The sequence below is a fragment of the Streptococcus mitis genome (assembly GCF_003942765.1).
Taxonomy (GTDB): Bacteria; Bacillota; Bacilli; order Lactobacillales; family Streptococcaceae; genus Streptococcus; species Streptococcus mitis_BE.
This window is the reverse complement of the sequence record NZ_RJNW01000001.1, coordinates 393,009-419,733: the sequence shown is the minus strand read 5'-3', so window position 1 is coordinate 419,733 and position 26,725 is coordinate 393,009. Positions and strand designations below refer to the sequence as shown.

At 38.2% G+C, this 26,725-nt stretch carries 39 protein-coding genes; all 39 read left to right on the top strand.

What is annotated here, in order from left to right:
- Positions 1 to 7: 7 nt before the first annotated feature.
- The 39 genes from D8849_RS02210 (at position 8) to D8849_RS02020 (ending at position 26,723) form a co-directional block, all read left to right on the top strand.
- On the top strand, positions 8 to 193 hold the full coding sequence (locus D8849_RS02210) for a hypothetical protein (protein WP_125386062.1): 186 nt from the start codon (positions 8 to 10) through the stop codon (positions 191 to 193).
- Positions 190 to 402: a hypothetical protein gene (locus D8849_RS02205; RefSeq protein WP_125386061.1), complete on the top strand. Its 213-nt coding sequence runs from the start codon at positions 190 to 192 to the stop codon at positions 400 to 402. The genes D8849_RS02210 and D8849_RS02205 overlap by 4 nt, the downstream gene beginning before the upstream one ends.
- A gap of 1 nt (position 403) precedes the next feature.
- Positions 404 to 634 carry a hypothetical protein gene (locus tag D8849_RS02200; protein ID WP_000252079.1) on the top strand — a complete coding sequence of 77 codons (231 nt, stop codon included), beginning with the start codon at positions 404 to 406 and terminating at the stop codon, positions 632 to 634.
- A gap of 13 nt (positions 635 to 647) precedes the next feature.
- A complete protein-coding gene (locus tag D8849_RS02195) occupies positions 648 to 1,370 on the top strand; it encodes an HNH endonuclease signature motif containing protein (protein WP_125386248.1) in 723 nt (240 codons plus the stop codon).
- Positions 1,363 to 1,842 (top strand): siphovirus Gp157 family protein, encoded by a 480-nt coding sequence (locus D8849_RS02190; protein WP_125386060.1) that lies wholly within the window; start codon positions 1,363 to 1,365, stop codon positions 1,840 to 1,842. The genes D8849_RS02195 and D8849_RS02190 overlap by 8 nt, the downstream gene beginning before the upstream one ends.
- Complete coding sequence (locus D8849_RS02185; protein WP_125386059.1) at positions 1,842 to 2,201, top strand: hypothetical protein; 360 nt, start codon at positions 1,842 to 1,844, stop codon at positions 2,199 to 2,201. The genes D8849_RS02190 and D8849_RS02185 overlap by 1 nt, the downstream gene beginning before the upstream one ends.
- Positions 2,201 to 2,689, top strand: a complete 489-nt coding sequence (locus D8849_RS02180) for a hypothetical protein (protein WP_125386058.1) — start codon at positions 2,201 to 2,203, stop codon at positions 2,687 to 2,689. The genes D8849_RS02185 and D8849_RS02180 overlap by 1 nt, the downstream gene beginning before the upstream one ends.
- The gene (locus tag D8849_RS02175; protein WP_125386057.1) at positions 2,667 to 3,878 is read left to right on the top strand and encodes a DEAD/DEAH box helicase family protein; all 1,212 of its coding nucleotides are present in this window, start codon (positions 2,667 to 2,669) and stop codon (positions 3,876 to 3,878) included. The genes D8849_RS02180 and D8849_RS02175 overlap by 23 nt, the downstream gene beginning before the upstream one ends.
- Complete coding sequence (locus D8849_RS02170; protein ID WP_125386056.1) at positions 3,862 to 4,179, top strand: hypothetical protein; 318 nt, start codon at positions 3,862 to 3,864, stop codon at positions 4,177 to 4,179. The genes D8849_RS02175 and D8849_RS02170 overlap by 17 nt, the downstream gene beginning before the upstream one ends.
- A complete protein-coding gene (locus D8849_RS02165; protein WP_125386055.1) occupies positions 4,179 to 4,952 on the top strand; it encodes an AAA family ATPase in 774 nt (257 codons plus the stop codon). The genes D8849_RS02170 and D8849_RS02165 overlap by 1 nt, the downstream gene beginning before the upstream one ends.
- A 19-nt stretch (positions 4,953 to 4,971) precedes the next feature.
- A complete protein-coding gene (locus tag D8849_RS02160; protein ID WP_125386054.1) occupies positions 4,972 to 5,502 on the top strand; it encodes a hypothetical protein in 531 nt (176 codons plus the stop codon).
- A 172-nt stretch (positions 5,503 to 5,674) separates the two neighbouring features.
- A complete protein-coding gene (locus D8849_RS02155) occupies positions 5,675 to 6,496 on the top strand; it encodes a bifunctional DNA primase/polymerase (protein WP_125386053.1) in 822 nt (273 codons plus the stop codon).
- Between the two features lie 41 nt (positions 6,497 to 6,537).
- Positions 6,538 to 7,836, top strand: a complete 1,299-nt coding sequence (locus D8849_RS02150; RefSeq protein ID WP_125386247.1) for a virulence-associated E family protein — start codon at positions 6,538 to 6,540, stop codon at positions 7,834 to 7,836.
- A 299-nt stretch (positions 7,837 to 8,135) separates the two neighbouring features.
- Positions 8,136 to 8,288, top strand: a complete 153-nt coding sequence (locus D8849_RS10430; RefSeq protein ID WP_185756194.1) for a DUF7204 family protein — start codon at positions 8,136 to 8,138, stop codon at positions 8,286 to 8,288.
- Positions 8,288 to 8,626: a hypothetical protein gene (locus D8849_RS02145; protein ID WP_125386052.1), complete on the top strand. Its 339-nt coding sequence runs from the start codon at positions 8,288 to 8,290 to the stop codon at positions 8,624 to 8,626. Before D8849_RS10430 ends, D8849_RS02145 begins: the two co-directional genes overlap by 1 nt.
- A gap of 1 nt (position 8,627) precedes the next feature.
- Entirely contained in the window at positions 8,628 to 8,792 is a 165-nt protein-coding gene (locus D8849_RS10425) for a hypothetical protein (protein ID WP_185756193.1), read from the top strand.
- Between the two features lie 13 nt (positions 8,793 to 8,805).
- On the top strand, positions 8,806 to 9,015 hold the full coding sequence (locus D8849_RS02140; RefSeq protein WP_003039255.1) for a hypothetical protein: 210 nt from the start codon (positions 8,806 to 8,808) through the stop codon (positions 9,013 to 9,015).
- A complete protein-coding gene (locus tag D8849_RS10795; RefSeq protein WP_125386051.1) occupies positions 9,015 to 9,203 on the top strand; it encodes a DUF1653 domain-containing protein in 189 nt (62 codons plus the stop codon). The genes D8849_RS02140 and D8849_RS10795 overlap by 1 nt, the downstream gene beginning before the upstream one ends.
- Entirely contained in the window at positions 9,203 to 9,445 is a 243-nt protein-coding gene (locus tag D8849_RS02130; RefSeq protein ID WP_125386050.1) for a DUF3310 domain-containing protein, read from the top strand. The genes D8849_RS10795 and D8849_RS02130 overlap by 1 nt, the downstream gene beginning before the upstream one ends.
- Complete coding sequence (locus D8849_RS02125) at positions 9,435 to 9,695, top strand: hypothetical protein (RefSeq protein WP_125386049.1); 261 nt, start codon at positions 9,435 to 9,437, stop codon at positions 9,693 to 9,695. Before D8849_RS02130 ends, D8849_RS02125 begins: the two co-directional genes overlap by 11 nt.
- Positions 9,696 to 9,813: 118 nt before the next feature.
- Positions 9,814 to 10,173 (top strand): DUF1492 domain-containing protein, encoded by a 360-nt coding sequence (locus D8849_RS02120; RefSeq protein WP_049479278.1) that lies wholly within the window; start codon positions 9,814 to 9,816, stop codon positions 10,171 to 10,173.
- A 326-nt stretch (positions 10,174 to 10,499) separates the two neighbouring features.
- Complete coding sequence (locus tag D8849_RS02115; RefSeq protein WP_260467558.1) at positions 10,500 to 10,904, top strand: hypothetical protein; 405 nt, start codon at positions 10,500 to 10,502, stop codon at positions 10,902 to 10,904.
- Entirely contained in the window at positions 10,894 to 12,285 is a 1,392-nt protein-coding gene (terL, locus tag D8849_RS02110; protein ID WP_419991695.1) for a phage terminase large subunit, read from the top strand. Before D8849_RS02115 ends, terL begins: the two co-directional genes overlap by 11 nt.
- Positions 12,286 to 12,293: 8 nt before the next feature.
- Positions 12,294 to 13,781 carry a phage portal protein gene (locus D8849_RS02105; protein ID WP_125386047.1) on the top strand — a complete coding sequence of 496 codons (1,488 nt, stop codon included), beginning with the start codon at positions 12,294 to 12,296 and terminating at the stop codon, positions 13,779 to 13,781.
- Complete coding sequence (locus D8849_RS02100) at positions 13,726 to 15,306, top strand: phage head morphogenesis protein (RefSeq protein WP_260467557.1); 1,581 nt, start codon at positions 13,726 to 13,728, stop codon at positions 15,304 to 15,306. The genes D8849_RS02105 and D8849_RS02100 overlap by 56 nt, the downstream gene beginning before the upstream one ends.
- A 360-nt stretch (positions 15,307 to 15,666) precedes the next feature.
- A complete protein-coding gene (locus D8849_RS02090) occupies positions 15,667 to 16,206 on the top strand; it encodes a phage scaffolding protein (protein WP_125386045.1) in 540 nt (179 codons plus the stop codon).
- Between the two features lie 18 nt (positions 16,207 to 16,224).
- Entirely contained in the window at positions 16,225 to 17,142 is a 918-nt protein-coding gene (locus D8849_RS02085; RefSeq protein WP_125386044.1) for a hypothetical protein, read from the top strand.
- Between the two features lie 10 nt (positions 17,143 to 17,152).
- Complete coding sequence (locus tag D8849_RS02080; RefSeq protein ID WP_125386043.1) at positions 17,153 to 17,383, top strand: hypothetical protein; 231 nt, start codon at positions 17,153 to 17,155, stop codon at positions 17,381 to 17,383.
- A gap of 32 nt (positions 17,384 to 17,415) precedes the next feature.
- Positions 17,416 to 17,946 (top strand): hypothetical protein, encoded by a 531-nt coding sequence (locus D8849_RS02075; protein ID WP_125386042.1) that lies wholly within the window; start codon positions 17,416 to 17,418, stop codon positions 17,944 to 17,946.
- Positions 17,946 to 18,251: a phage head closure protein gene (locus tag D8849_RS02070; protein WP_260467556.1), complete on the top strand. Its 306-nt coding sequence runs from the start codon at positions 17,946 to 17,948 to the stop codon at positions 18,249 to 18,251. The genes D8849_RS02075 and D8849_RS02070 overlap by 1 nt, the downstream gene beginning before the upstream one ends.
- Positions 18,251 to 18,658, top strand: a complete 408-nt coding sequence (locus D8849_RS02065; protein ID WP_125386040.1) for an HK97-gp10 family putative phage morphogenesis protein — start codon at positions 18,251 to 18,253, stop codon at positions 18,656 to 18,658. Before D8849_RS02070 ends, D8849_RS02065 begins: the two co-directional genes overlap by 1 nt.
- A complete protein-coding gene (locus D8849_RS02060; RefSeq protein ID WP_125386039.1) occupies positions 18,659 to 19,027 on the top strand; it encodes a hypothetical protein in 369 nt (122 codons plus the stop codon).
- A complete protein-coding gene (locus tag D8849_RS02055) occupies positions 19,028 to 19,645 on the top strand; it encodes a hypothetical protein (protein ID WP_125386038.1) in 618 nt (205 codons plus the stop codon). It begins immediately after the preceding gene.
- Positions 19,646 to 19,654: 9 nt separating this feature from the next.
- Positions 19,655 to 20,083, top strand: a complete 429-nt coding sequence (locus D8849_RS02050) for a hypothetical protein (RefSeq protein WP_125386037.1) — start codon at positions 19,655 to 19,657, stop codon at positions 20,081 to 20,083.
- Positions 20,084 to 20,178: 95 nt separating this feature from the next.
- The gene (locus tag D8849_RS02045) at positions 20,179 to 20,388 is read left to right on the top strand and encodes a hypothetical protein (RefSeq protein WP_000281037.1); all 210 of its coding nucleotides are present in this window, start codon (positions 20,179 to 20,181) and stop codon (positions 20,386 to 20,388) included.
- A 3-nt stretch (positions 20,389 to 20,391) separates the two neighbouring features.
- Entirely contained in the window at positions 20,392 to 23,013 is a 2,622-nt protein-coding gene (locus D8849_RS10590) for a hypothetical protein (protein WP_260467555.1), read from the top strand.
- Complete coding sequence (locus D8849_RS02030; protein WP_125386036.1) at positions 23,007 to 23,723, top strand: phage tail protein; 717 nt, start codon at positions 23,007 to 23,009, stop codon at positions 23,721 to 23,723. Before D8849_RS10590 ends, D8849_RS02030 begins: the two co-directional genes overlap by 7 nt.
- On the top strand, positions 23,724 to 25,076 hold the full coding sequence (locus D8849_RS02025) for a phage tail protein (protein ID WP_125386035.1): 1,353 nt from the start codon (positions 23,724 to 23,726) through the stop codon (positions 25,074 to 25,076).
- Positions 25,077 to 26,723 carry an SGNH/GDSL hydrolase family protein gene (locus D8849_RS02020; RefSeq protein WP_125386034.1) on the top strand — a complete coding sequence of 549 codons (1,647 nt, stop codon included), beginning with the start codon at positions 25,077 to 25,079 and terminating at the stop codon, positions 26,721 to 26,723.
- Positions 26,724 to 26,725 lie beyond the last annotated feature (2 nt).

Below are 26,725 nucleotides of genomic sequence, written 5' to 3'. Positions count from 1 at the left end.
GGAAAGAATGAATCTATTAGTAAGATTAAAAAACTGGTTGTCCAAAGAAATAAATACTGACTGGAGAATCGTAGCTTTGGATTTAAACAGAGCATTGATTGACCTTCAAGAAAAATACCAACAAGCGAATCAGCATATAACTGATCTTGAAAAAATCGTAGCAATCTACAAGGAAAAGGAGAATGTAAAATGATGGAATACATTTACCTGGTAACAATCATCGGAATCGGTCTATGGTCGCTAGTAAATAAACTAGATGACCACGCTGAAATGAAACAAAAAGAGCGTCAGCTGATGGCGAGCAATATTGCACGCATGAATCTGAGAAATTCAGATAAGCAATTTACTTATGATGTAGAACCACCTGTGGGACTCGCAAAAGGTGTAGAAGAAGGAGTTTAAAATGGTTCGAAATAAATTGACAGATTTAACCAATACTCTTTTTGCCCAACTAGAAACGTTGGACGACAGGGATCTTACTGCAGATGAATTAAAGACGGAACTCCAAAGATCAAAACAGATGGTCGCAATCTCAGGTCAAATCCTTCAAGCTGGCCAGTTGGCGCTAGATGCCGAAAAATTCAAAGACAAGGTAGGTGAGGTTAATGCCCCGATCGCTTTGTTGGAAGGATGAGTACACGGAGTACATGCGTGAAATTTGCCCTGGTCGATTAACTCCTGAAGTAACCAGGTTACTAAATGAGAAATTTGGGACGAATTACAACAAGACTCAAATCGGCGGTGTGCGTAAACGTTTAGGCTTGCTTGTTGGTGAAGCCTATCAAGGTAAACTGCTGACAAAGGAGCAACACGATTATCTTGTCTTTATCCAAAAAAATAAGATTTCTCGCGATGTCGCAAATGAAATGAACCAAAAATTTGGATTATCACTAAATGAGAAACAGATCAGGAATTATCGAAGAAATAACAATCTACATAGTGGTTTAACGGGAAGATTCGAGAAAGGCCAGACTCCCCACAATAAGGGGAAGAAATACCCCAATATGCCAAAAAACAGCGGGCAGTTCAAAAAAGGTAATCGACCTCCGAATTATGTACCTGTCGGCACTATCAACTACACAACAGACGGTTATCCAAAAGAAAAGATTGGAGAACCTAATCGATGGGTTTTGAAACACCGCAAGGTCTGGGAGGAACATCACGGGCCGATACCTAAGGGGCATTCGATTGTCTTCCTAGACGGAGATAAAACAAACTATGATATTTCAAATCTTGCTTGTTTATCTAAAAACGAAATCGCTAGAATGAATCAAAATCATTTATTCACGTCCAATGCTGATTTGACTAAATCTGGTATTGGACTAACAAAACTTGCAAATAAAATCAGAGAGGTAGAAAATAATGGCTAGTTTATACGCACTAACAGGAATCTTTAAACAGATCAATGACATGGAAGGGCTGGACGAAGAAACAAAAGCTGATACCCTGGATTCGATTGATTGGACGGACCAGTTCGAGGAGAAAGTTGAAAATACGGTCAAGGTTATCAAAAATAAAGAAGCTGACAAGAAACAGCTCAAAGAAGAGATTGACCGTCTGACAGCAAGGTATAAGTCAATTGATAATGATATCACACGACTTAAAACTGTCTTGCAAGGTGCTTTTGAAATCACCAGACATGACAAAGTTAAGGGGTTACTTTTTACTGTTTATCTGGCAAAAAATCAACCTTCAGTCATTGTGGATGAGGATCTGCTACCTAAGAAATATTTTGTAATTGCAAAAAAACCTGACAAAAATGCTATCAAGGAATTGCTGAATGCAGGTAAGAAAGTCAAGGGTGCTACCTTGCAAGAAAGTAGAAGTTTGAGGATTAAGTAATGGAATTGACGAATAAAACACGAGTAACAGATTCACTAGCAGTTGTGATTGGACCAGAATCAATTGAAGTACTTGTTACTGAAGATTTTCTATTTGATGTTGCGATTCGTTTTGTGAAAGTAGATGAAACGAATCTTGATCAAGGAAATGAAAAGCCAGTATTCACTCCGGAATACAAGCTGGTCACAGTTGCTAAATACAAAGAAAAACCTATCTTTGAATCGGAAGAAGATATTCGAAGATTCGAAAAACAAGCAAAAGAAATTAAGACTTTGTTTGCTTTTGCAAAGGTAAATAAACAAAATTGGTTTAACACTGCCCTTTATCCAGGAGTGCTGACTGAGAAAGTTGGTGTTTGATGAAAATTTTAGCAATCGATCCTGGTAGCGCAAAGGCTGTAGATAGCACAAATGGCATAGTTTTACTCGATAACGCAAAATTAGTAAATCATTGGGTAGTTCCCTCTGCAAAAATCCATGACATCCGTAAGTGGTTTGAAGAGGTGGGCCGTTTCCTACAAGCTGATGTAGTCGTTATTGAGAAATTTGAAGTTAGAGACAATGACAAATCAAAAGATAATTCGGTTCTTGAGACAATAGATTTATTTCAAATCATTTTTCCAAAATCCGTATTGCAAAACAATGCAGGTTATAAATCTGATATCCCAGATGACCTTTTAAAAATTTTGGGCCTTTGGAAATTCGAGAAAAGCCATCACCAGGATGTCAGAGCGGCAGCAAGACTTGGATTATTTTGGGCAATGAGAAATGATATTGAAGAAGTAATTCAAGATATTGGAAAGGTGGTGAGTAAGTATAACGATAATGCTAAGAAAGTGGCAAGCTGAAGCGGTTAAAAGAAGCGACCATTTATCAAATGGAATCTTTTTAGAGGCTCTTGGGGGCAGAGGTAAAACTATCTGTGCACTTGCTATCGCAAAACATAAAAAAGCTAAGAAAATCATCATCACCAATAACCGACTGGCTATCCTGAATGGTTGGATAGATGCAGTCAAGTTTATGAACTTTGATAAAGATGTTGAGATTATCATTCAAACTGATAGATATCTTCAAAATCAAGTCAAAAAGGGACATAAATTAGATTGTGATGTGCTGATAGTAGACGAATGGCAGAATATGTCGTCTGACAAACAAGTGGCCTTATATCGCAAAATAAAGCGAAAATACACGATAGGTCTTTCAGCGACACCAATCCGGAAAAAAGGACAAAATTTCTATCCGCTTGAAAAAACGGTATTTGGTTGGGCAACCCCAAATAATAAATTTGACTGGCAAAAGACTCATGGAAAAATGGTCTATGATCCATTCAGCTACTCAAAAGAGAAGTGGGAAGATTTCAGAGATTATGAGAAATACATCTCAGATTTACCAAATTTCTTTCGTTGGGAAGAAATCGAAGAAATCGAAAATGCAGTTGAAAACAACGGTTTTGAGATTAAGTTTTATCCAATCAAGGTAGAACCAGGGAACACCGATAGGCTTTCAGAATTTAGAAAGCTAAATCTTGTAACAGTTGACGGCAAGACCGCCATGGCTAAGCAATCGTTTGGAAGAAAGACCTTTGAGCGCTATCTTAATCAAACGGGTGTAGCAATCGATTTTCCAAAACTAAAGCCAGTTAATGCTGATACACCTCTATTATTGAAATTAGATGGACTGATTGAACGAGCACCACACGATATGTTGATTGTCAGCAAATCTAAGCAGATTGTGAATGTTATTCGTGAGCGCCATCCAAATATTGGAATATGGACTGGAGACATACAAGAAGGTCTAGAAAATCAAATAGTCGTAGCTACCAGTCAAGTCCTTGGAGTGGGGGTTGATGGTCTGCAGCATAAATATCAAACGGTTGTCGTGCTGGATCCGGTGGATAAGTCTTCTGGTGAATATGATGACTATCGTCAATTGTTGTGGCGCGTGACTGGTTCACGGCAGCAGCATGATGTAAATGTAATTGAATTTTATTATAAAGAAAGTAAAAAAAGAGGAAAACAAAATGAACAAAAAAACTGAAATGATCGTATTTCGTAGTCGTGAAACTGGAAAATTTCTTGAGTCTTACAAAGACAGAGGTTCCTTGGCATTTGTAGCTGACTATTGTTGCTTGGAACATTGCTTGAAGATTCCTCGTAAAAAATACGAAGAAAACAAAAAGACCTACAAGGCTCTTGCGACAGCTTTTGACTGTGAAATCGTCGCAGTTGAAGCAGAATACAAATTGGCCTATCCGAATGGCTCAGAAGTTGAACCTATCAAGCGTGACCGTTCATCAATTGAGGACATGATTAAGGATATTATTGGAGGGCTTCTCTAATGGCATTTACACTTCCAGTAAATAAACCACGAGTTCCAGTGGATACTCCAAGAAATTTCTTTTTCTATGGAGCAACTATGAGCGGGAAATCTTACCTAGCTAACGAATTTCCCAACCCAATTATTTTGAACACAGATGGAAACGCTAGTGCAAATAGTGTTCCAGCAATCCAACTTGTCAACGAAAAGGACAAGAACGGTCATATCATAAAATCAGTGATTGAGCAGCTTAGTGAAATCTTACTGGCTCTTCAAACACAGAAACATACTTATGAAACAGTAGTAGTTGATGTTATTGACGATGTTATTGACATGATCAAAATTGCTGTATGTGGTGAATTTGATGTTAAGTCACTATCAGAAATCGGCTACGGTAAAGGTTATGATTATTTCAACCAAGCTTTGACAGAATTGGTTATTGATCTTAAAGCTCTGCCAATGAATGTTATCTACATCAGCCGTGAAATCACTGAATACAATGACGACGGAAAAGCAGTTAAGACTTTACCAAGTTTACGTGAGAAATATGTCAACCTCATCAATGGAAACTCAGACTTGATGATTCGGACTGAAAAACTTGGGAACAACTACAACCGAGAGGTTATCCGCAAACGTAAAACTTACAAATCTGACCAGATTGACGATAAGGCAATTTTGAAGATTTTGCAGACAATTGACGGTGCTGTTACTATGACAGCTACCAAATCAACAAAGAGCACAAAAAAAGAGGCACCTAAAAAAGTTGAAGTAGTTGCCGAAGATGATATTTTTTAAGAAATAAAGGAGAAAAAATATGAGTTTATATGATATTGCAAAACAATTAAAGGCTAACGGATATGATCCACGGAAAGACAAAGTTAACGGAAGCCAGCATCTTCCCGGTGGTGAATATCAGGTTATTTTAACAAGTGTTGAGGCCCGTATCGCTGATAGCAAATGGGAATCTATCAATTACGCCTTTGAAGTCCGTGATCCAGAAAGTCCATTCAACGGTCGTACACAATTCATTGGTATGGGAACCCTTGTTGATTGGGTAAAAGACGGTAAGAAGATGGACTTGACAAATATGGTTGAAACAACGGTCAAATTTTTCCAAAAAACTCTTGAACTAGCAGATGACAAAATGCGTGGTGCAGACCTTGAGGACAATAAGTCTATGGAAGAGGCTTTGAAGCGTAAGGCAGTCGGTACAAAATTTCTCTTGGTTATTGATGAATACACCAAACGTGACAAATCGACAGGTTACAATTATGATCTTGAAGAGTATATTGGAAACAAAGTCGAAGCAACACCAGAACTTGATGATGATGACCTCCCTTTCTAAATAATAGTAAGTTTTGGGTCATTGATGAAACTGATGAAAGATTAGGACCATTCAATACATTTGAAGAAGCTTATCAATCGTTGTTATTTTATTTAAAAATGACTGAAGATGAATATCAATCAAATTATATGGCCCAGGAACTTGTTTATATTTACAAAGAGGAGAAAAACCCATGCCGTCGATGAAAGAATACGCATTACAGTATCAAAAATTGGGATTTTCAGTAATACCCATCAATCCAAAGAATAAGATGCCTTTGATTGAATTTGCCGATAAGCCTGCCATGACTCCTGCCGAGATTGAAAATTTTTGGGACGGCTACCCTAATGCAAATATTGCCCTCAGAACTACAAACTTCTTTGTCATTGATATTGACAAGCACGGCAAGTCAAACGGCTTTGAGTCGCTTAAAAAATGGAAATATTTGGGATTGATTGAACCGACACTGCAAGCTAAGACGGCAAGCGGTGGGAAACACCTCTTTTACTTCAAAAGAGAGGATACCCCTATCACTCAAATGATTAATTTCTTACCAGGTGTTGACATCAAAGCCCATGAAAACAATTATGTTTTGGTTGCTCCGTCAGCAACAGAAAAAGGGCAGTATGAGTGGGATCTGGAAAAGTCTAAGGAAGGTGGTACTATGGTTACTCCTTCAAAAGAATTAATCCAGGCTATAAAAAAACAGTATGGCGAAACTCATGGCTATAAGTATGATGGTAAGGATGGTCTTAGGGACTTAGTTAGACGTTCACATACTAGAGAACGAACACAGACTACAGATCTCTTTGAAACCATCTGCCTTGGCTTTGGTGATGAGGGTGGGCGAAATGATAAACTAGCAAAATTCGTAGGTGGTCTATTATATCGAGCAGTTGATGATGAAGTAGTAATTCAACTTGCAAGACTGGCAAATACTAACAGTCGAAATCCTCTATCAGAAAAGGAAGTGATGCGTACTGTTGAAAGTATGATTAAAAAGGATAGGAGGTGAGAGAAATCGGTGATGTAGTAAGTATAAATTCACAAGACAGAATGATCACAAATGCAAAAGGTGACATCAAAGCGAACAGCCCGATGAATGTACTTGTAGCGTTTAAAGCTGATGATCAACTAAGTATTTATTTAAAACACAATGATTTCTCCCAGGAACATGAACTCCTTAAAGATATCAAGATTGGCAACACTCTTTTTAAAAAAGGTGAGCTCCCTTCTAACTTTGATTCAGTCGTAAAGGTTTACTTTGAAAGTGTATTAGGTGTTGCTTTCTCAAACCAAGCGATGCTTGATGGCATGGAGACTTTCTTTTCAGAAAGATCATACAATCCAGTTATTGAGTATATGGAGAGAGCAGCTGAGAAGTGGGACGGCAGAAACCGGATTGACCGCATGCTTCAAGTATATCTCGGTGCTGAAGATATCCCTTTAATTTCTAAAATCGCTCAAATGTGGCTAGTTGGTGCAGTTGCTAAAGTTTATGATCCATACGTTAAGTTTGACTATGTTCTGGACCTGGTCGGTGGACAAGGAGTTGGGAAAACGTCCCTCCTCCAAAAATTGGGTGGCGAATGGTATACGGATGCCGTAACAGATTTCTCTAATAAAGATAATTACGACATTATGTTAAAGAGTCTAATCGTCAACGATGATGAAATGGTGGCCAGTAATCGTATGAGCTTTGCTGAAACGAAAGCCTTTATATCAAAAACTAGCTTACGGTATCGTAAGCCCTACATGAAACGCACAGAAGAGTTTGCCAAAAACTTCATTTTAGCTAGAACTACTAACCAAACAGAATACCTGAAGGACAAAACCGGTGAACGTCGATTTCTCCCGATTATGGCAGATAGCAAGCAGCAAAAGAAACATCCAATGGAAATCGAGCCTGATACAATCGAACAAATTTGGGGCGAAGCCGTTACAATCTATCGTGCTGGTGCTGATTTGATGTTTGATGAAAATACAGAGGATGAATTGAATATCTACCGTGAACAGTTCATGTATCGTGATGAAGTTGAGTTACAAGTGCTTGAATATCTTGATATGCCCGTCCCTGAAAATTGGCAAAACTGGTCTATTCAGCAACAACATCAATACACAAATAAATATTTTGATAATAGTAGCGACTTTGAACCTGGTATCAAAAAACTAGATAAGGTCTCGACTCGTGAAATGATGTACAACTTATTTATGAGAAATTCGAATGACAGGAAGCTGTCAACGAAGATTAACATGATCATGGATAATCATTCTGATTGGAAAAAAAGTGTTTTCCGGGCAGGAGGTAAAAGTACAAAAGGGTTCGTAAGAGTGAAGAATTCGGAAAAAAACTAATCGGTAGCAATTTAAAAATTATCGGTAGTCATCGGTAGCAGTTGAGGGGGTAGATCGGTAGCATTCTACCGATAAAATGAGACATCGGTAGCACATCGGTAGCAGTCTAACTCCTTGATATTACTGACTTTTATTTAATATTTATATATAATACTACTCTTCTACCTATATTTTTAAAAAAAGTATATAAAATAATAGTAATAATAGAGAAAGCCTATAAAATAGGGATTCTTTAAAATTATTTTTTACTTTTTAGAATTTATCGGTAGTACGGTAGCAGTTGAGGAAAAGAGGTAAAAATGTCATACACAGTAACACTATATTTTGACAATATGGTAGATGAAACTCACTTCTTTAAGAAAAAGGGAGATGCTGCTAAATGCAAGGCTCAGCTTGAGAGCAAGTATCGAGGGGAGCGAATGTATAAAGTAAAGATGGAGGAGATGGAGTAATGAGTTATGATTTGGAAATCTTAGGAAAAATAGAAAGCGGAGATTATATTTGCATAGATGAACCTGAAAATAGTTCTCCAACTTACAATCTTGGGAAAATGTTCAGGGTTGCTATGGATTGGGATTTCAAACAAGGTACTATCTACAATGTTGCTCAGATTTTTGAAAACATTCAACGTGGTATCTCAGAATTGGAACAGTATCCTGAAAAGTATGTGCAATATGAACCTGAAAACAAATGGGGGACCGTCAGCAGTGCGTTAGAAGATTTGAGATCATTGAGAGATTGTATTTTAGGACAAGATATTGATATGAAATATTTATATATGAGGTGGTAATATGGAACGACCTGAACGACACCCATCTAAATACTTCATTCCTGAACTGATTGAAAATGAAGATATTATCTTCAACAAAGATAGCGATTATCACAAGCAGAAGAAAAAAGAAAAGAAAAATCCTATTTTCAAAAGAAATAAGTCCAAAAATAGATGGGCGCTTTGAGGAGGTGGAATAAATGACAAAATTTGTTAAAATACAATCTTGTTATAGAGGACATACTGAAGATGAGCTTATCAACATAGATGATATTAGTCGCCTCTGTCTAGGCCCTAATATCTTGTTTTTAAGAACACCTTACAATTTAGGAGAACATCATATTTCTATCACTCAAAATTCAGTAGATAAACTTTTGAAAGTATTGGATATTATTGGGGAGGTGGAGTGATGATACCTGAAATAAACTCTGTATGGCTTCATCTCAAATCCGGAAAAAGGTATAAAGTGGTGCAAGTCGGTATGTGGGAAGAAACACTAGAGAAATGTGTGGTTTACGTTTCTTTGGATAAAAAAGTTAGGTGCTGGATTAGACCACTAGAGATTTTTATGGATGGGCGCTTTAAGGAGGTTAAGTAATGAATCCGGAAATAATTGATAATGTAAATAACCCAAGCCACTACCAAGGACGGTATGGTATGGAATCTATTGATGCTCTAAGAAATTTCATGACACCAGAACAGATGAAAGGTTTTTATCTAGGCAACAGTTTGAAATACATACTACGACACCAGAAGAAAAACGGTCTCGAAGATTTAAAAAAAGCACGCAAGAACCTGGATTGGTTGATTGAGGAGATGGAGAACAAGAATGAGACCTAAAAAATATCCGTACACAGGGAGCCGAATAAATAAAGCGACTACAACAGGAATAGGAGCTCGAGAGCTTGTAGTTTTCCCTAACGTAGCCTTTAGAAAAGACTTGCTCAAGCACATCTTCTCAGTTGTCAAACAACATGACAACGCTACAATCATTTACTTCAGAATTCCAAAAGTATTCGGATACGAGGAGGAAAGAGCAAAAGTATATCTAAGCTACGAAAAGACGATGATGATACTCAATAGCTACTAAAATAAAAAAAGCCAAGACACTCTCTGTCTCAGCTATAATCTCAATAATATTATTATATCACAAAAGGAGATAGAGAGTGAAGGCTAAAGAGCTTTTAAGCGAATTACAGAACCTTGACATGGATATCCAGAGTCGTATTGACGAAATCAACGAACTTGAGGCTGGCCTGCTCTCAAGTCCAAAGTGGGCCGAAGCTAAAGTAAAAGGTGGGCAGACAAGAAAGATTGATGATGTGTACGCTCAGTTGATCACGATGAAAGACGAAATTGAGAAAGATACCAATGTTGTAATCAATCGAAAAATGGAATTGGGGCGGATGATTAACAAGCTGACAAATCCTAAGCATAGAACAATCCTACGAATGACTTATATCAATAAAGGTACGGCTGATAGTATTTGTTATGACTTGAAAATGAGTCGTACAACCTATTACAGATTGAAGAATGAGGCAATTTTAGCCTTAGAAGAAGTTATCTGATGTCATAAGTTCAAAATGGGACTATTTGGGACGGCACGGTTCTAAAAATCTGTTAGAATGGTAGTATCAAGAATTAGGGGTAAGGCAGTATATCACTCATTAACTTACAAATGGTTGCGGAGCGACTGGACCTTGCATGATTGCATAGCTACTTATATCCTAGGTAAGTTATAAGCTAGAGGGTTTGATTCCCTCAGAGGTTTTAAATGACTACAAAAAATAAAAAAAGGAAAACTTCAAATTGATTTCTAATACACACGCAAGGTAGTAGTCGCCTTGCATTAAGTCACTCATCGAGTGGCTTTTTTGATTACAAAAAGGTGGTGATGATATTGGTGAAGAAAACAAAACGTGGTAGGCCGACCAAGATAACCCAAGGGACACTCCGGAAATTAGAAGAGTTGTTTGTGAGAGGTTTGAGTGATGAAGAAGCCTGTCTTCTAGCTGATATAGGAACCACAACTCTATATGATTACTGCAAGGAAAATCCTGAATTTTCGGAGCGAAAAGGGCTACTTAAGCAACGTGTTAAAATACGAGCTAAACTTAATATATCAAAAGCAATTGAAGACGGTGATACAGACTTGTCAAAATGGTACTTAGAGCGTCGAGATAATGATTTTAAGGCAAAACAAGCAGTCACACACGGCGGAGAAATAGCTGTTAATCAAGTAAATCCATTCGCTGGTCTATCAACTGAAGAATTAAGAAAGTTAATTGCTGATGGATAAAGCGGCACTCAAGAGGCAAGCGCAGCTGGAACTTGCGCGTCGTAATTTCTTTTACTACTGCCAACTTATGGCAGGAGATTTCTACAAACCAGAAAGAATCTATCTAAAACAGTTGTGTGACAGTTTTCAAAACTTCATGTCTGACGACGAGCACAATGTGTTGATCATCAATATCGGCCCGCGTCACGGAAAATCTCGTACGGCTGGCATGTTCGTACAGTGGCTTTTAGGAAACGACAATAGCAAGAAGATCATGACAGGCTCATACAATGATACGCTGTCGACAGTATTTTCAAAATCTGTTCGAAACGCTATTCAGGAAGAAAAGGCAGACGATTCCATCACAGTCTTTTCTGACATATTCCCGGATACCAAAATCAAGCGCGGTGACGGAGCTATGAACCTGTGGTCATTAGAAAAGGGGTATAACAATTACTTGGCGACCTCACCAGGCGGGACCGCAACAGGTTTTGGTGCAGATGTCATTATCATAGATGACTTGATTAAGAGCGCCCTGGAAGCCAATAATGCGAATATCCTAGAGGGTCATTGGGAGTGGTTCACAAATACCATGCTGTCGCGTTTGGAAGAAGGTGGCAAACTGATTATCATCATGACCCGCTGGCATTCCGAAGACCTTGCTGGCAAGGCCTTGATCAAACTCCCCGAATCTGGATATAGTGTCAAGCATATCAGCATGCGGACCTACGATGAAGAAACAGACACTATGTTGTGTGAGGATGTTCTGAGCAAAGAGTCTTATTTTCGCAAAGTCAAGGCTATGGGTGCAGATATTGCTTCAGCTAACTATCAACAAGAACCCATTGACATTAAGGGTAGATTATACAGCGAGTTTAAAACCTATGTCGATAGACCGATATTTAAGCGTATTAGCGCCTATACTGATACAGCTGATACAGGTAAGGACTATCTAGCTAGTTATATCTACGGAGAAACGATAGATAAGGAAGCTTATATCTTAGATATCTTGTTCACGAAGGAGCCGATGGAAGTGACAGAACCTTTATTAGCGAGGAAATTAGTCGAGAACGAGGTCAATCTATGCTGGATTGAATCTAACAATGGCGGTCGTGGTTTCGCTCGGAACATCGAACGATTGATGAGAGAAAATCATGGTACAAATCATACAACAGTCAAATGGTTCCATCAGTCAAAAAATAAGCAGGCTCGTATTTTAACAAATGCAACGTGGTTAATGGAACATGTCTATTTTCCAGAAGGGTGGCGCAGCCGTTGGCCGGAGTTGTATAAAAGCCTTATGACCTATCAAAGGGAGGGTAGAAACTCTCATGATGATGCTCAAGATGCTTTGACAGGCATAGCAGAGAAGATTACAGCCAATTCGGGTTGGCTTGTATAGGAGGAATAATGTTAGAAACGAATGATATACTAAAACTAGTTGCCGAAGTAAAAAAAATGATTGCTGATGATCGTGTAAGCACTCTAAAAAAAGATATGCGAGTTAGTATTGATTACTATAATGGATTACATGATATTAGAGATTATAGACTTTTCTTTTTCAACAACGAAGGTCAAATTGTAGAAGAGATGAATCGAAGCAATACAAAAATTGCTCATCAGTTCTTTACTGAGTTAGTGGATCAAAAAGTACAATACTTGCTTTCGAATCCTATCGAAATTTCAACAGAAGATACTGAATTGCAAAAATATCTGAATGAGTATATCGATGAAGATTTCCAACTCATGTTACAAGAACTCGTTGAAGGAGCAAGTCAAAAAGCTATTGAATATGTTTTTTGGAAAAAAGGTGCAGACAACCGTATCAGCTTTAAAACTGCTGACGCTTTTAAAATAATACCGATTTACGATGCATTTTATAATATTGAACAAGTCATCTATTATTACGATGATGAAATTTTGATTGAAAATAAGAAAAAAACTGTGACCAAGGTCCAGTTTTGGACAAAAGAAGAGGTTTTTTATTTTGTGCAAATCGACAATGAAGATTTAAAGTTAGATGATTCTATCAAAATTAATCCCTCTCCGCACATAATCGCAAAAAACAATATTGAGGTATTTGGAAAAAGTTACGGCCAAGTACCATTCCTATGTTTAGAAAACAATCGACAAAAGAAAAATGATTTAGCGCCTATCAAGGATTTAATCGATGATTATGATTTGATGGCCTGTTCTCTATCTAATAACTTAATTGACTTTGATCACCCGATTTATGCTGTCAGAGGCTTTGAAGGTGATAACCTTGATAACTTAGTTACTAATTTGAGAACAAAAAAAACTGTTGGTGTTGGGGAGAATGGAGGTATCGAAGTTCATACTGTTAATATTCCTGTTGAAGCACGTAAAACGAAATTATCTCTTGATAAAGAGGCCATTTACAAATTCGGTATGGGCTTCGATAGTTCTCAGACAGGTGATGGAAATATCACTAACGTCGTTATCAAGTCGAGATATAGCTTACTTGATCTCAAGTGTAATAAAACTGAAGCCAGACTTCGTAAAGTCATTAAGAGAATGCTAAAACTTATTGTAGAGAATATAAATGAGCTACATGAAAAGGCTTTTGATGCGTCTACAATCACTATAAAAATTACTCGCGATGTTATGGTTAACAAGACGGACAATGCGACAACTGAGAAGATTGAAGCTGAGACTAAGAAGATTCTTGTGGATAACATCATGACAGCTTCTACCCGATTGGATGATAAGACTGTACTAAAAACTTTGTGTGAAATCTTAGGAGTGGATTTTGAAGAAGTCGATCGCTTGCTTGAGGAACAGGGTTACAAAGGAGATTTCAATCAGAATTCGGAGGTGACAGATGACGAAGTTGAACAGGTTTCAGCGGGAAATAGAGTTCCTGCTGAAGAAAGCTGATAAGTCGACGGACAGACGGCTCTATGACCTCTACATTGATACGATTAAAGACTTGAAGAAATCCTTGCTGATAGATTATCAGCGAATAGGAGAATTAAAATCGTCAGAAAAACTCAAATTGAGTCAAATGACAGCACTTTTGGAACAACTGGAGCGATCCTCTAGTGAGCTAAAAAAAGAACTTAAAAATGAAATCACAGGCAATCTAATACATACGGGACAGATAGCTTATAACGAGTTATTCTATGAGTATGAGACTAGCCATGCTGGGATTAACTTTGCTCTTCTGAAAGAAGACGAACTCAGGACTATTATAGAAACACCTATCGCTAATTTTAAATTATCCGAACGGTTAGATGACGGGGTTGTCGAACGGTTAAAAAGCAACATCAAGGACGATTTAAACCGTATTTTTTTGAACGGAGATAGTTATGCGAAGGCTGCTGCGAGATTGGCTGAACAGGGTTACAGTTCCTATCGTCGTGCTATTATGATTACTCGAACAGAAGCTGGACGGGTTCAGGCTGTTGCCAGGGAAAAAGCACAAGTAGAAGCTAGAAAACTTGGCATTGATTTTGATAAGGTTTGGGTAGCTACTTTAGACGGTCGTACTAGACACAATCACGCAGAATTGGACGGTGCCAAGGCTGACAAAGACGGCTACTTTGAGATTAACGGTCTGCGGACCAAGCAACCGCATATGTTCGGTTTTGCCAGCGAGGATGTCAACTGCAGATGTCGGACAATATCAAGGCTTAAAGATGATAAAACCCCGCTTTTAAGACGCGATAACGAAACTGGCGAGGTTGTCGAATATCGGAATTATCAGGAGTGGGAGAAAGCCACCTTGGAACGCAGATTGGCGACAAATGAGAGAAAATCAATTGATAATCGCCTGTATCGTAAATATCATATTGATAACAGTCAAACCAAGGATATATCAACAGAAACTTTGAAATCTGTGAATGAAAGCCTAGACAAATTGATGCAAAAGCACAAAGGTATCAAGCCGTATTTAAAAAAGGTAACTTTTACTGATAGCTTAGCTGATACTACTGCAAGCGCTGGAATAAGATTCAATAAAGGAAAAGCTGAATTTTCTATTAAGTTGAATCGTGAACATTTTAAAAAACCGGAAACGATTCAAAAGTTAATAGATGTTCGTGTCGCAGATGGTGAATGGACCCCTAAGAATGGTATTAACGGTATTCTTGAACACGAAGTTATCCACTTGCGAGAATACAAAGCAATTGTTAAGAGATACGGGACTTTGAACGGTACAAATACAGAGGCTCAAAAAACTAAAATAAGAAAGGCATTTGCTAATAACGAACTACCAAAAGAAATCAAAGAAACAGCGCTAAAAAACTTACAAATTCCTGATGAAAATGCTATAATTGAATCAAGACTAGGTAGGTACTCCATAGAAAATGCAGCTGAATTTGTAGCTGAAGCATACTCAGACGCAAGTAATTCAGAGATAGCAATTGAAGTGAGGCGATTAGTCGACAAGAAATGGAGGTGACCTTAATGCTCATTAGCCCTAGTTTGCAATTAGGAAGCAGAGTTGAACGTTTGGATGATGGCTTTTGGCATGTAAAATCTGAGTACAAAGCTACTTGGACGAAAGGTGACCAGGATTTGTTAGATCGATGCAACGAAACAATCAAAGAGTATCGAAAAGATAGGTCTAAATTTGTTTTTGATGACGATATAGAATAAACACCTAGAAGAATCTAAGTGCTTTTCTTATATCCTAACCGTATGGAATTCCCGTACGGTTTTCTTTTTGCCCCAAAAACTCGCCCGGCATGGCGTTAAACTGTTCAACATATTTCAAATTCTCGTGGTCGTCACACGTTAACTAGACGTAGAAGGAGAACGTATGAAACGTGATTTTTTAGTAGGACTTGGATTGTCTGATGACGTTATCAATCAGATTATGGTTGAGCACGGGAAGTCTGTTCAAGGTGTGCAGTCGAAGCTTGACGAAGCAGAGAGTAAGCTCAAAGAAGCTAACAGTACGCTTGACACGCTGAAAAAGTCTAATAAGGACAATGAAGATCTGCAGAACGAACTCAAAACGTACAAAGAGAAGGTATCGCAACTGGAAGCTGATGCAAAAGAAACAACAAAGAAGCAGACTATCAAGGATGCTTTGGGCAACGCAAAAGCAACAGATGTTGATTATCTCATGTACAAACTAGGCGATGTAGAATTGGCAGAGGACGGTAGCATTAAGGACCTCGACAGTAAAATCAAGGACTTGCAGACAAACTACCCGACATTCTTCCAAATTTCAGAGCCAGAACAACCAGATAATGGTTTTAAGTCTTTGGGTGGAGCTGATATCCCACCTGGTGGGAAAATCGACCCAAATCTATCTATGGCTAATGAATTTAGCCAAGCATTAGGATTAAAATAAAAAAGGAGAAAGTAAATTATGACAAATACTCTTGAATACTCAAAAATTTTCCAACCTGCCCTGGATAAGCAAATCGTTCAGGAATCAACAACAGGATGGATGGAAGTTAACAGTAAGTTAGTCCAATACAACGGTGGTAATGAAGTCAAGCTTCCATCTATTGTGATGGATGGACTTGCTGATTATGATCGTAACACAGGTTATGTTGACGGTGCTGTAACACTCAAATGGGAAACCTACAAACTTACCCAAGATCGTGGACGTAAGTTCCAATTGGACGCTATGGACGTTAATGAAACAAACTTTGTTGCAACTGCAGGAACTATCATGGGTGAGTTCCAACGAACTCTGGTAGTGCCAGAAATTGACGCGTACCGTTACTCAGCGATCGCCTCTAAAGCTATTGAAGTCGAACAAAATCGTGCAGCAACAATTACGGACGCTAACATTCTAACAGAGCTCCTAAAAGATATTGCAAAAGTAAAAGAAGTTGTCGGAAATACTTCTAAACTGAAAATTGTTATGTCTGAAACCATGTTGATAAATCTTGGCCTTGACGATAAAGCTGCTAAACGTATGTCGACAGTTAATAATGCAGCTGCTGGAGAAGTGGCGACTGTTATTACTAAAATTGACGATCACGAAATCATTCCAACTCAGCAGTCATTACTTCAAACTGCATTTAAGTTCAACGACGGTAAAACTAGTGGACAAGAAAAAGGTGGCTTTGTAAAAGACTCATCTGCTAAAGCTATTAACTGGCTTGTTATCGCCGAAAATGCACCTATTGCAGTGTCTAAAACAGATACTGTGCGTGTATTTGATCCAATTACTAACCAACGTGCGAACGCTTGGGATATGGATTACCGCAAATACCATGACATCTGGATTCCTAAGTCTAAACAGAAGTCAATTTTTGTTAACACAGTAGCGTAGGAGGTCCCTTGTGCGCAAATTTAAACGACTGAATGTCATCAAGGAAACAGATAGTGACTTGGTAGCTGACCGACTTTTAGAGGCAGGGTTTGAAGAAGAAATCGTGGAAGACAAAGAGTCGGAAGATCTGTCCCGTGATGATATCAAAAACCAATTGGATGCAGCTGGCATCGAGTATGCTAAAAGTGCAAAAACTGAAACCTTGCTTGAAATTTTAGAAGCATCAAAACTAGGGGAGTAGTCATCTACTCTCCTTTTTAATCGGAGGTATGTATGATTATTAGCCTAGACGAAGCACTAAAACTTGACGCAACTGCCACATGGGAAACTTGTGACGGCTTGGAAACGATGGTTCGAAAATTGACCAATAACAATTTTCAGTTGATTAAATTCCGACTCCGCGACTTGAAATTGTCAGAAAACACAATCAAGTCAAGCAACGGGCGTATGGATGTTTTCCGCACTGGAGACACAATCGAAATTAACGGAACGGATTACAATGACGGCCTATACGTCATCAAGAGCGTTTCTGATAGCATGATTACTATCCATGGAGATTTTATCGCAGAAATCAATTCAGGAGCCATAGCAACGAAAATTAACTATCCAGCGGATGTTTTGGCTGGTGTGAAGAAGTTGATTGCTTACGATGCCAAAATGCGTGATAAAGCTGGTATCAAATCCGAAACAATAGCACGTTGGTCTGTAACGTACTACGATGTTACAGCAGCAGAAAGTTCAGAAGGCTATCCGGTCAGTCTACTTGGATTCTTAAATAAGTACAAGAAACTGAGGTGGTCATGATGATGGCATTTAATCTTCTAAAACCTACCTCTAATGGCGAGAATGAACTTGGCCAAGAAATCTTTGAATACAAGCAAGTTGCTGTGTTTTTGGGTTATATGGATATGCTGGACGGCAGTGAATCGACCGACAAACTAGCCAATATTGCAGATAGTACTCATGTCATTCTAACCAAGGACAGGACAGTCAATGCTGAAATCGAAGACAAGATTGAAGTAAATGGAAAAACCTATGAAGTGACCTATGTTGATGATCCGGTAAATATCGGGCATCATCTAGAAATCTATGTTAAAGGAGCCCATTGATGAAATTTGTTGATAATTCAACGACTGTCAAAAGAGAACTTGAACGTGCTGCAATTAGAGGCTTGATTAAGGCAGCTATGTTAGTAGAGGCTCAAGCTGTGTTACTGGTCCCCGTTGGTGAAACAGGCGATTTACGAGGAAGTATTAGCTATAAGGTCAATGAAAGTGAGCTAGTAGCTTATGTCGGCACTAACTGTGAATATGCAATTTATGTCGAATTTGGTACTGGTGAATTTGCAGAGAATGGGAATGGTCGTAAAGGTGGTTGGGTGTACCGTACGCCTAAAGGAGAGGTCTATTTCACTTATGGGATGCCACCACAACCCTACCTAAGACCTGCCTTTAGACAAAACCAGAAAGCTATTAGAGACATATTAGCGGACTGCTTGAGAGATTTGGGAGGGTAGATGAAAGAAGTTATCAAAACAATTCTGAAAGAGCTGAAAAGTCTCAACGCTGAAAGTTACTACATCAAGAACAGCGCTAGGACTGTCAAATATCCTTACACAGTCTTTTCATTGAGTCTGACTAACATTGACCAACACGCAGACGGCTGTTATATGGATGTGGATATTTTTTGTGACAAAGGACTAGATCAGGTCGAACTTGAAACATTATCTGAAAGCATCAAAATGCATTTTAGACATTTTGACAAAATGCTTGAGGAGTGCTACATGCGAACGCAATTCCAATCGATGCAGACAGTACCAACAAATCTGGACAACCTACAACGACGGAATTTGCGTTTCTATATAAAATTAGATTGGAGAAAATAAATGGGAAAAACTGCTGTAAAGCGAACAGGCTACTCAGCCAATACACCAAAACATTATTTGATTAATGCTGGTGCAATCTATAAAAATTTAGAATGGAATGCAACTGGTGGTGAAGGGAGCAAAGGCCAATGGGAAGGTGAATTGCTTGGTGCAACTGCTGGAGGTAATAAGGTTACAATTGAACAGAATTACCGAGTAATTGAGATTGATGGTGTGTTTACTCCTGCAGTAGGCCAAAAGATCCTCGAAAGTCAAACGGCAAAACTGGAAACTAATGTCAAAGAATTGACAGCAGAAAACATTCGATTGTCAATTAATGGGAAGATTGCAGACTCAGACGGTGTAGATGCTCCGACTGGATATAAAGTGATTTCTGGTAAAGCGAAATTAGAAAACACTGATTATATCAAAAACTTGGGAATTGTTGGAACGATGTCAGGAACCAATGATCCAATCATTATCATTATTGATAATGCTTTGTGTACATCAGGGTTGGATTTTGAAACAAAAGACAATGACGAAGCTGTAATCTCAATGACTTTTGAAGCCCATGCTAATGAAGGTCAAGTTGACGATTTAAGCTTGCCTTGTCGTATTTATTTTCCAAATATCAATTAGGAGGTTTTTATGTCTGAAAAATTGGAAATGCGAGAATTGAATGGTGGAGATATCTTCACTATGTTATCTATTATTGGAAAACTCGATATCAAAGAGGAAGTTGTTGCACTGATTGAGCGTCAATATGCAACTGGAAAAAATGTAGTTCCTTTAACTGATCACCAGAAAAAGAAACCTAGCAAAAAAGAACAAGAAGAAGCGAGTCTTACCTACCAAAAACGCGGCATGGTGTTAGCAACGGATATTGGATTTGCTATTTTAAAACATATTGGCGATGCTAAAAATGAAGTCAATAAATTCTTGGCTGATTTGACAGGTACAAGCCAGAAAGAAATTGAGTCATTGAACATGGCAAGTTACACGAAGCTACTTTTTGATTTTGGAAAAAAGGCGGAACTTAAGGATTTTTTCCAATCTATTGCTTCGCTATTGGACTAGAAATAAATAAGCTAAGAGATATACTCTTCAAGAGGTATGGAAATCCAAAGCCACTTTTAGAAACTCAAAGTCTAAAAGAAGCTTTGGATTTTTTTATGTATTTACTTGATGAACAAGATAAAGAGGAGCTAACAGATATTTGGAAATCTAAAGAAATAAATATGTCTTTAGCAGATTTTATCAAAAAATACTCTAAGAAAAGTTATATTGAAAAACAAAGTAAGAAGCAACAAACAATTAAAAAAGATAATGAAGCTATAGCTTTGGCTGAATCTATCTTGAAATTGCCGGGGAAAGGAGGTTAGAAAGTGAATGTATTTGAACTGTTTGGAAAAATCGGTATAAATAATAAACCTGCTAACAAAGCAATCGATGAAACAACAGGAAAAGCTGAAGGTGCTCATGGTAAGCTGTCAGTAATTTTTGAAAAAATTGGGAATCTAGCTGTAAAAGCTGGTAAGGTTATGGCGACAGGGTTAGCAGTCGGGATTACTGCTATAAGCAGTTTAACTGGCGCTGCAGTTAAAAACTATGCTGAATATGAGCAATTGGTAGGTGGAATAGAAACACTTTTCGGCGCAGGCGGAAAATCTCTTGAAGAGTATGCCCAGTCCGTTGGCAAGAGCGTTGATGATGCATCTGCTGAATACGACAAGCTAATAAATGCACAAGAAGATTTGTTAAGTAAGTCAAAATTGGCGTATAAAACTGCGGGCTTATCGGCAAATGAGTACATGGAAACCGCAACATCTTTCTCTGCCTCTTTAATCCAATCTGTAAAAGGAGATACTGAAAAGGCAGCTAAACTTGCAGATCAAGCTATCATTGATATGTCTGATAACGCTAATAAAATGGGTTCCTCTATGGAATCTATACAAAATGCTTATCAAGGTTTTGCTAAGCAGAACTACACCATGCTAGATAACTTGAAATTAGGTTTTGGTGGCACGAAAGAAGAAATGCAGCGTTTGCTTGATGAAGCTGGAAAAATCAGTGGAGTTAAGTATGATATTTCTTCATTTGCTGATATCACTGAAGCTATACATGTCATGCAAGTGAAGATGGGGATTGCGGGAACAACTTCGAAAGAGGCTGCTTCAACGATTTCTGGTTCCATTGGCATGGTGAAAGCGACCTGGCAAAATTTCTTAACAGGTATGTCAGATCCTGAACAAGATTTTGGGGAGTTAATCGATTCTTTAACTGAATCAATTGGAATTGCATTAGGTAATATAATACCAAAATTGGTTCAGGCTTTGCCAAGAGTTGTCAAGGGACTCTCTCAAGTTATTCAGATTTTAGGAAATTATTTACCTGATCTTCTTAGTGCTTTATTACCTGGACTTATAACTGGGGCAACGGAGCTTCTTGGCGAGTTAGGTTCTGCTTTGCCGAGACTTTTTTTAATTTTATTCAATGATATACTTCCTCAATTATCTCAAGTTTTAGTTACATTTTTAGAAAAAGTTTTTTCGCTACCCGAAGGAAGCCTCAAAAATCTTACAGAGGGTTTAAATTTAGGATTTGCCACTATCAGTTCAATGTTCGATGTGCTTTTTGGCTCTTTGAGTGAAAAAGACAACATCGATATGTTGACGAAGTTGGGGATGGATCCTAGCACTGCTCAAACAATTATAACTACAACAGTTCAAATTGGAGAAAGTTTTAGGTCAGCGTTTGAAACAGTAATAACTCTTGCCTCTGATGGAGCAGGAAAAATCGCTGATTTCTTTGAGTGGTTTCAAAAAGGAGGTCCAGCTGTTGACACGTTCAAATCAGCGATAGTCGGAATCACCGCCGCATGGACAGGTTACAAGGTCATTACTGGTACAATACAAGCGATTGAAACCGCACGGAATACACTGCTAGCAATTGGTAACGGGCTTATGTTGGCTCGCTTTGTACAATCTGGAGCGTTGACGGCTGCTGAAGGTGCACAAGCTGCAGCTACAATGGGAGCTACCGGAGCATTTACTGCGTTTAATGCAGTATTGTCTATTAATCCTATCTTCCTTGTAATTGGTGCTATAGCGGCACTCGTAGCCGGTTTGGTTTGGTTCTTTACACAAACTGAAACAGGGAGGCAGATGTGGGCTAGTTTTGTTGAATTTCTATCAAATGCTTGGAATTCCATTGTGGAATTTGGAACGAAAATTTGGCAAGGCTTAGCAGACTTCTTTTCTAATTTGTGGGATTTAATAGTAAATGCAGCACAAACTTATTGGAATACGTTAATAACTTTCTACACTACCATCTGGTCTAAAATGATCTCGGTTGGTCAGTTTTTCTTCAACATGCTTTTCAATGTGATTTCTACTGTGTGGACATCTATTAGTTCTTTCGTGAGCGATACTCTAAATACGATTTTTAACACTATTTCTAGTGTTTTTAACAATGTATGGGTTACAGTCACAAATATTTGGAATGGTATCAAAAATAGTATTTCTGATGCTATAGAGGGTGCAAAAAATATTGTTTCCAATGCAATTGAAACAATTAAAGGACTATTTAATTTTGAATTTAAATGGCCACATTTGAAGATGCCACATTTTACTTTTGAGGGGTCGATGAACCCTTTGGAATGGGCTGAAAAAGGCGTGCCAAGCATTGGTGTGGAATGGTATGCTAAAGGTGGTATCATGACCGGACCGACCGTATTTGGTATGAATGGCAACAATCTCATGGTAGGCGGAGAAGCTGGACCAGAGGCTGTCTTGCCTCTTAATAAAGAAACAATGGGTATGTTGGCAAACCTTATAATGGATCAGATAACCGATAAAATTGTTATCGAGGTTCCAAAACAAGATTCACAACCGGTATATTTGCAAGTGGATGGTCAAACATTCGCAAAGTTAATTGTTGGGCATATTAGTAATGAGCAAGCTCAAAGAATGATTATTCTTGATCAAGGAGGTGCAGTTGGATGGTAAGAGGATATGCTGTAAATTTCAATGGCAGGAACTCTTTTGATGATATGAGGTTGATTTTGTCAGGAATTGAAATAGGTATTCCTGATAAAAAGAAAGTGGTAGTCACAATTCCTTTTTCAAATGAAAGTTATGATTTCTCTTCGGTTTATGGCGGACAATTGTATGAGCAAAGAACAATAAAATGCAAATTTGAACTTCATAGCTCAGTGACAACTCCTAAATTATCGTTGATGACACTTAGAACCCAAGTCGTAAACTGGCTTTTTGGAACAACTGGGCTAACTCGTTTTGAATACGAAGGGCTGCCCGGATATTATTTTTTGGCCGAAGTACAACAAAATGCTACGTTTGAGACGCTTTGGAAAAATGGTGTACTAGAAATTCCATTTACAGCGTATCCTTTTATGATTTCACAAAAAGCTGAAGGAAGTGATATTTGGGATGATTTCAATTTCGAATTAGACGCCTTTCAAGATATTTCGTTTGTTGTCGAGGGGGCGCTTGATATTCTATTGGTCAACACAGGAATTAGTCTGGCACGTCCAGAGATTAATTCAACTAGTAGTATGACTTTGACTATGAGAAATCAACAGTTTAGCATTGTTCCTGGTAGTCGAGTATATGACTTTTTCACACTTGAAAAGGAAAATAAAATTCACGTTGAAGGTAATGGCAGGATCTCGTTTAAGTGGTTTAAGGAGCTGATTTAGATGTATGCAGTTAGTTTGATTAACGGTGCTAACGTTACACCGATACACGATTCTGAAGCAGGCGGGAACAAACTCTTGTCTGCGATTGTCAAATTAGAAATCAACAAAGTTGGCCAGTTTAATTTTCAATTTCTGCCGAATAATGCTGGTTACAAAGCTCTAATTAAACCATTACAAACAATGGTCCAGGTTGTCAACATGATGACTGGTAAAGAAATATTCTATGGTCGAATTGTTCCAGTTACAAACGATATGTCAGAAAATGGTGCATTTACTTTTGCATATAATGCTAGATCTGAACTAGATTTTCTAAATGATAGCAAACAACGACAAATGTTATACCAGGGGAAAAAATCTGATTTTGTCAAAATGATTTTGGATTTTCATAATGAAAATTTAGAGTCGTACAAAGAATTTTACCCAGGAGATCTGACAGATTTGATCGCAACCGGCGACAAAATGGAAGCTGAAGTCGATCCAAACAAATCAACTCTAGCAACTTTGACGGATCTGATTTTGAATGAGTACGGATTAGAAATCCAAATTCGCAAAACGGGAGGGAAAAAGTACCTAGATTTAAAGAAAAAAATTGGTAAAGATAGCCAGACTGCCATAAAATTATCAGTCAACCTGCTGACACTCAAGCAACATATTGACCCAGGAGGTATTGTGTCGCGCTTGTTAGTTTACGGCAAACAAAATAGTAAAACAAACAAGCGTATCAGTATTGGCTCGGTCAATGGCGGAAAGGATTATCTTGATAGAGCGGATTTGATTGCAGAGTATGGGATCAAAATGGAAACAGTTGTATTTGATGAAATAGAGGATCCTGTTAAATTGAAGAAGGCTGGTGAAGAACAACTGGCTTCACAAAAAGCAGTTAGTTATCAATACAACGTATCCGCTGTCAACTTATCACACATTAATCCCAATTTTGACGAATTCGAGGAAGGTGATACTTACCCGGTAATAAACCCCGTGATGAATATTGATGAACGCTTGAGAGTTGTAGCGCGTCAGATTGATTTATTAAAAGTTGAACGATCAAGTTTGACGATTGGGGAAAAATTTAAGTCTGCAGAAGAGTGGCAGTTAGACAATGTCCGTAAGCGAACTCGGCAATTAGTTACAGCAAATCAGCTTAAAGAGCAACAGAGACAACTGGATGCAGTGAAAAATATTGCGAACACGACAGCTGATGCGCTTGAAGCTGTCAATAATACCGTAAACGAACAATCTAGCCAACTTTTATCTGCCCAAGATAAGAAAAAACTGGATTATTTGCTGATTTCAAAGAAAGTTGACTTAGATGATCTAGTGAAACGAATTGAAAAATTAGAAAGGAAAGTTTAAATGGGAATTGACCAATATTTAAAAATTATCAAGGAAGGAGTTTTTGGTCGCGACGTTCGACAGGCTATTCATGATGGTATAGAACAAGTCTATGAAGACGCGACATTTGACGGCAACACTAACATGGAAGTGGCTAAAGCGAGAGGAGGAGCGAATACTCTTGAAGACCGCTTACGACAAATTGATGGAGCGGTTGCAATCTATTCTAAAGAATTGGCAACGACTGGGAAAAGACTTGATGGTATTGTGGCAAATGCAGGAAATGGCAGTGTTCCATCTGAATTAATAGATTTGCGCACTGACGCAAATGGAAAAATTCATAGCACAGCAGGAGCAGCAATTCGAGAACAATTTAAATCTGCATTGACTGGTGATAAGCAAATCTCTAGTTCAGCAGACCTCGTGGCTCCATACAACGACCTAAATACACTACCCATGAATACTCTAGTCTTATATGCACATTATGGAAATGTTGCCAATAAGCCAGACCCGAGTTATTCCGGTGGTGCGAATGTACAAACAATGAATTACATATCGACTTCAAATTTAGGCGCTACACAAATTTTGACTCAGTCGAATGGTGTGATGTATAACCGAATTTTTTGGCGAATAAATGGTGCTAACAAATGGTCTGAATGGTTCAAGATTAGTCGAGATGGTCAAATTATGACCGGAGAGAGACAAATCGCATCTTCTAACGACCTTGTGCCACCATATAACGACCTTAATACGTTGAAACCAAATACGATTTTAACCTATGCACATTACGGAGAAGTCGCCAACAAACCAGATGTAAACTATACAGGTGGTGCGACGGTTCAAACAATTAGTTATGCCTCAAGTGCATTTCCTGGTACTTTTCAGATTTTAATTCAAAAAGACGGTACAATGTATACGCGTATTTATTGGTATATTTCTGGTTCAAATCAATGGACGCCGTGGCAAAAAAACCTGAGCGACAAAGACCTTCCTTCAAACATTGACACAGAACCGTTTCAACCTTCTGTGGCATTGTTTGAAAAAATTGGGTTAATTGGCGATAGCTATTCATCTGGAGAGATCTATCCAGACGGAGTAAAAGTCGACAAGTATAATTTGTCCTGGGGGCAGATAATGGCCCGAAAAAATGGGGTTACTTGCACCAATTTCAGCAAAGGTGGATTGACTACAAGAAGTTGGCTTACAGATGAAATGGGCTTGTCTAAGCTAAACAATTCTGAACCTCAAAATCTCTATTATATCAATTTGGGAATTAACGATAATAGTAAGTTAGGTACGGCCTACTTAGGAAGTGAATCTGACATCGACAGTGGAGCAGATACTTTCTACGGCAATTATGCGAAGATTATAAAAGCTGTCAAAGTTAAAGCTCCTCATTCTAAAATTATTTTGATTGATTCTGCTTGGACAAATAGAGACACAGATCCCTTTTTCGTTGCTACTAAAAATATAGCAACTCACTTTGGGATTCCTTTGATTAAACATAGGGACGACCCGTTTTTATCTTCATCAAAATTCAAACAGGATTTAATGGTTCAAGGGCATCCAGTAGCTATCAGCTATGCTGGGATGGCATCCTCTTTTGAGCGTCTTACGTTAAAAGCGATAAGAGAGAATATTCCATACTTTAAAGATTACAGGGGGTAGAA

Coding starts and splice junctions, on each gene's coding strand:
- D8849_RS02210 (WP_125386062.1), top strand. CDS start 8: ATGAATCTATTAGTAAGATTAAAAAACTGGTTGTCCAAAGAAATAAAT.
- D8849_RS02205 (WP_125386061.1), top strand. CDS start 190: ATGATGGAATACATTTACCTGGTAACAATCATCGGAATCGGTCTATGG.
- D8849_RS02200 (WP_000252079.1), top strand. CDS start 404: ATGGTTCGAAATAAATTGACAGATTTAACCAATACTCTTTTTGCCCAA.
- D8849_RS02195 (WP_125386248.1), top strand. CDS start 648: ATGCGTGAAATTTGCCCTGGTCGATTAACTCCTGAAGTAACCAGGTTA.
- D8849_RS02190 (WP_125386060.1), top strand. CDS start 1,363: ATGGCTAGTTTATACGCACTAACAGGAATCTTTAAACAGATCAATGAC.
- D8849_RS02185 (WP_125386059.1), top strand. CDS start 1,842: ATGGAATTGACGAATAAAACACGAGTAACAGATTCACTAGCAGTTGTG.
- D8849_RS02180 (WP_125386058.1), top strand. CDS start 2,201: ATGAAAATTTTAGCAATCGATCCTGGTAGCGCAAAGGCTGTAGATAGC.
- D8849_RS02175 (WP_125386057.1), top strand. CDS start 2,667: ATGCTAAGAAAGTGGCAAGCTGAAGCGGTTAAAAGAAGCGACCATTTA.
- D8849_RS02170 (WP_125386056.1), top strand. CDS start 3,862: ATGAACAAAAAAACTGAAATGATCGTATTTCGTAGTCGTGAAACTGGA.
- D8849_RS02165 (WP_125386055.1), top strand. CDS start 4,179: ATGGCATTTACACTTCCAGTAAATAAACCACGAGTTCCAGTGGATACT.
- D8849_RS02160 (WP_125386054.1), top strand. CDS start 4,972: ATGAGTTTATATGATATTGCAAAACAATTAAAGGCTAACGGATATGAT.
- D8849_RS02155 (WP_125386053.1), top strand. CDS start 5,675: ATGCCGTCGATGAAAGAATACGCATTACAGTATCAAAAATTGGGATTT.
- D8849_RS02150 (WP_125386247.1), top strand. CDS start 6,538: ATGATCACAAATGCAAAAGGTGACATCAAAGCGAACAGCCCGATGAAT.
- D8849_RS10430 (WP_185756194.1), top strand. CDS start 8,136: ATGTCATACACAGTAACACTATATTTTGACAATATGGTAGATGAAACT.
- D8849_RS02145 (WP_125386052.1), top strand. CDS start 8,288: ATGAGTTATGATTTGGAAATCTTAGGAAAAATAGAAAGCGGAGATTAT.
- D8849_RS10425 (WP_185756193.1), top strand. CDS start 8,628: ATGGAACGACCTGAACGACACCCATCTAAATACTTCATTCCTGAACTG.
- D8849_RS02140 (WP_003039255.1), top strand. CDS start 8,806: ATGACAAAATTTGTTAAAATACAATCTTGTTATAGAGGACATACTGAA.
- D8849_RS10795 (WP_125386051.1), top strand. CDS start 9,015: ATGATACCTGAAATAAACTCTGTATGGCTTCATCTCAAATCCGGAAAA.
- D8849_RS02130 (WP_125386050.1), top strand. CDS start 9,203: ATGAATCCGGAAATAATTGATAATGTAAATAACCCAAGCCACTACCAA.
- D8849_RS02125 (WP_125386049.1), top strand. CDS start 9,435: ATGAGACCTAAAAAATATCCGTACACAGGGAGCCGAATAAATAAAGCG.
- D8849_RS02120 (WP_049479278.1), top strand. CDS start 9,814: ATGGATATCCAGAGTCGTATTGACGAAATCAACGAACTTGAGGCTGGC.
- D8849_RS02115 (WP_260467558.1), top strand. CDS start 10,500: ATGATATTGGTGAAGAAAACAAAACGTGGTAGGCCGACCAAGATAACC.
- D8849_RS02105 (WP_125386047.1), top strand. CDS start 12,294: ATGTTAGAAACGAATGATATACTAAAACTAGTTGCCGAAGTAAAAAAA.
- D8849_RS02100 (WP_260467557.1), top strand. CDS start 13,726: ATGACGAAGTTGAACAGGTTTCAGCGGGAAATAGAGTTCCTGCTGAAG.
- D8849_RS02090 (WP_125386045.1), top strand. CDS start 15,667: ATGAAACGTGATTTTTTAGTAGGACTTGGATTGTCTGATGACGTTATC.
- D8849_RS02085 (WP_125386044.1), top strand. CDS start 16,225: ATGACAAATACTCTTGAATACTCAAAAATTTTCCAACCTGCCCTGGAT.
- D8849_RS02075 (WP_125386042.1), top strand. CDS start 17,416: ATGATTATTAGCCTAGACGAAGCACTAAAACTTGACGCAACTGCCACA.
- D8849_RS02070 (WP_260467556.1), top strand. CDS start 17,946: ATGATGGCATTTAATCTTCTAAAACCTACCTCTAATGGCGAGAATGAA.
- D8849_RS02065 (WP_125386040.1), top strand. CDS start 18,251: ATGAAATTTGTTGATAATTCAACGACTGTCAAAAGAGAACTTGAACGT.
- D8849_RS02060 (WP_125386039.1), top strand. CDS start 18,659: ATGAAAGAAGTTATCAAAACAATTCTGAAAGAGCTGAAAAGTCTCAAC.
- D8849_RS02055 (WP_125386038.1), top strand. CDS start 19,028: ATGGGAAAAACTGCTGTAAAGCGAACAGGCTACTCAGCCAATACACCA.
- D8849_RS02050 (WP_125386037.1), top strand. CDS start 19,655: ATGTCTGAAAAATTGGAAATGCGAGAATTGAATGGTGGAGATATCTTC.
- D8849_RS02045 (WP_000281037.1), top strand. CDS start 20,179: ATGTATTTACTTGATGAACAAGATAAAGAGGAGCTAACAGATATTTGG.
- D8849_RS02030 (WP_125386036.1), top strand. CDS start 23,007: ATGGTAAGAGGATATGCTGTAAATTTCAATGGCAGGAACTCTTTTGAT.
- D8849_RS02025 (WP_125386035.1), top strand. CDS start 23,724: ATGTATGCAGTTAGTTTGATTAACGGTGCTAACGTTACACCGATACAC.
- D8849_RS02020 (WP_125386034.1), top strand. CDS start 25,077: ATGGGAATTGACCAATATTTAAAAATTATCAAGGAAGGAGTTTTTGGT.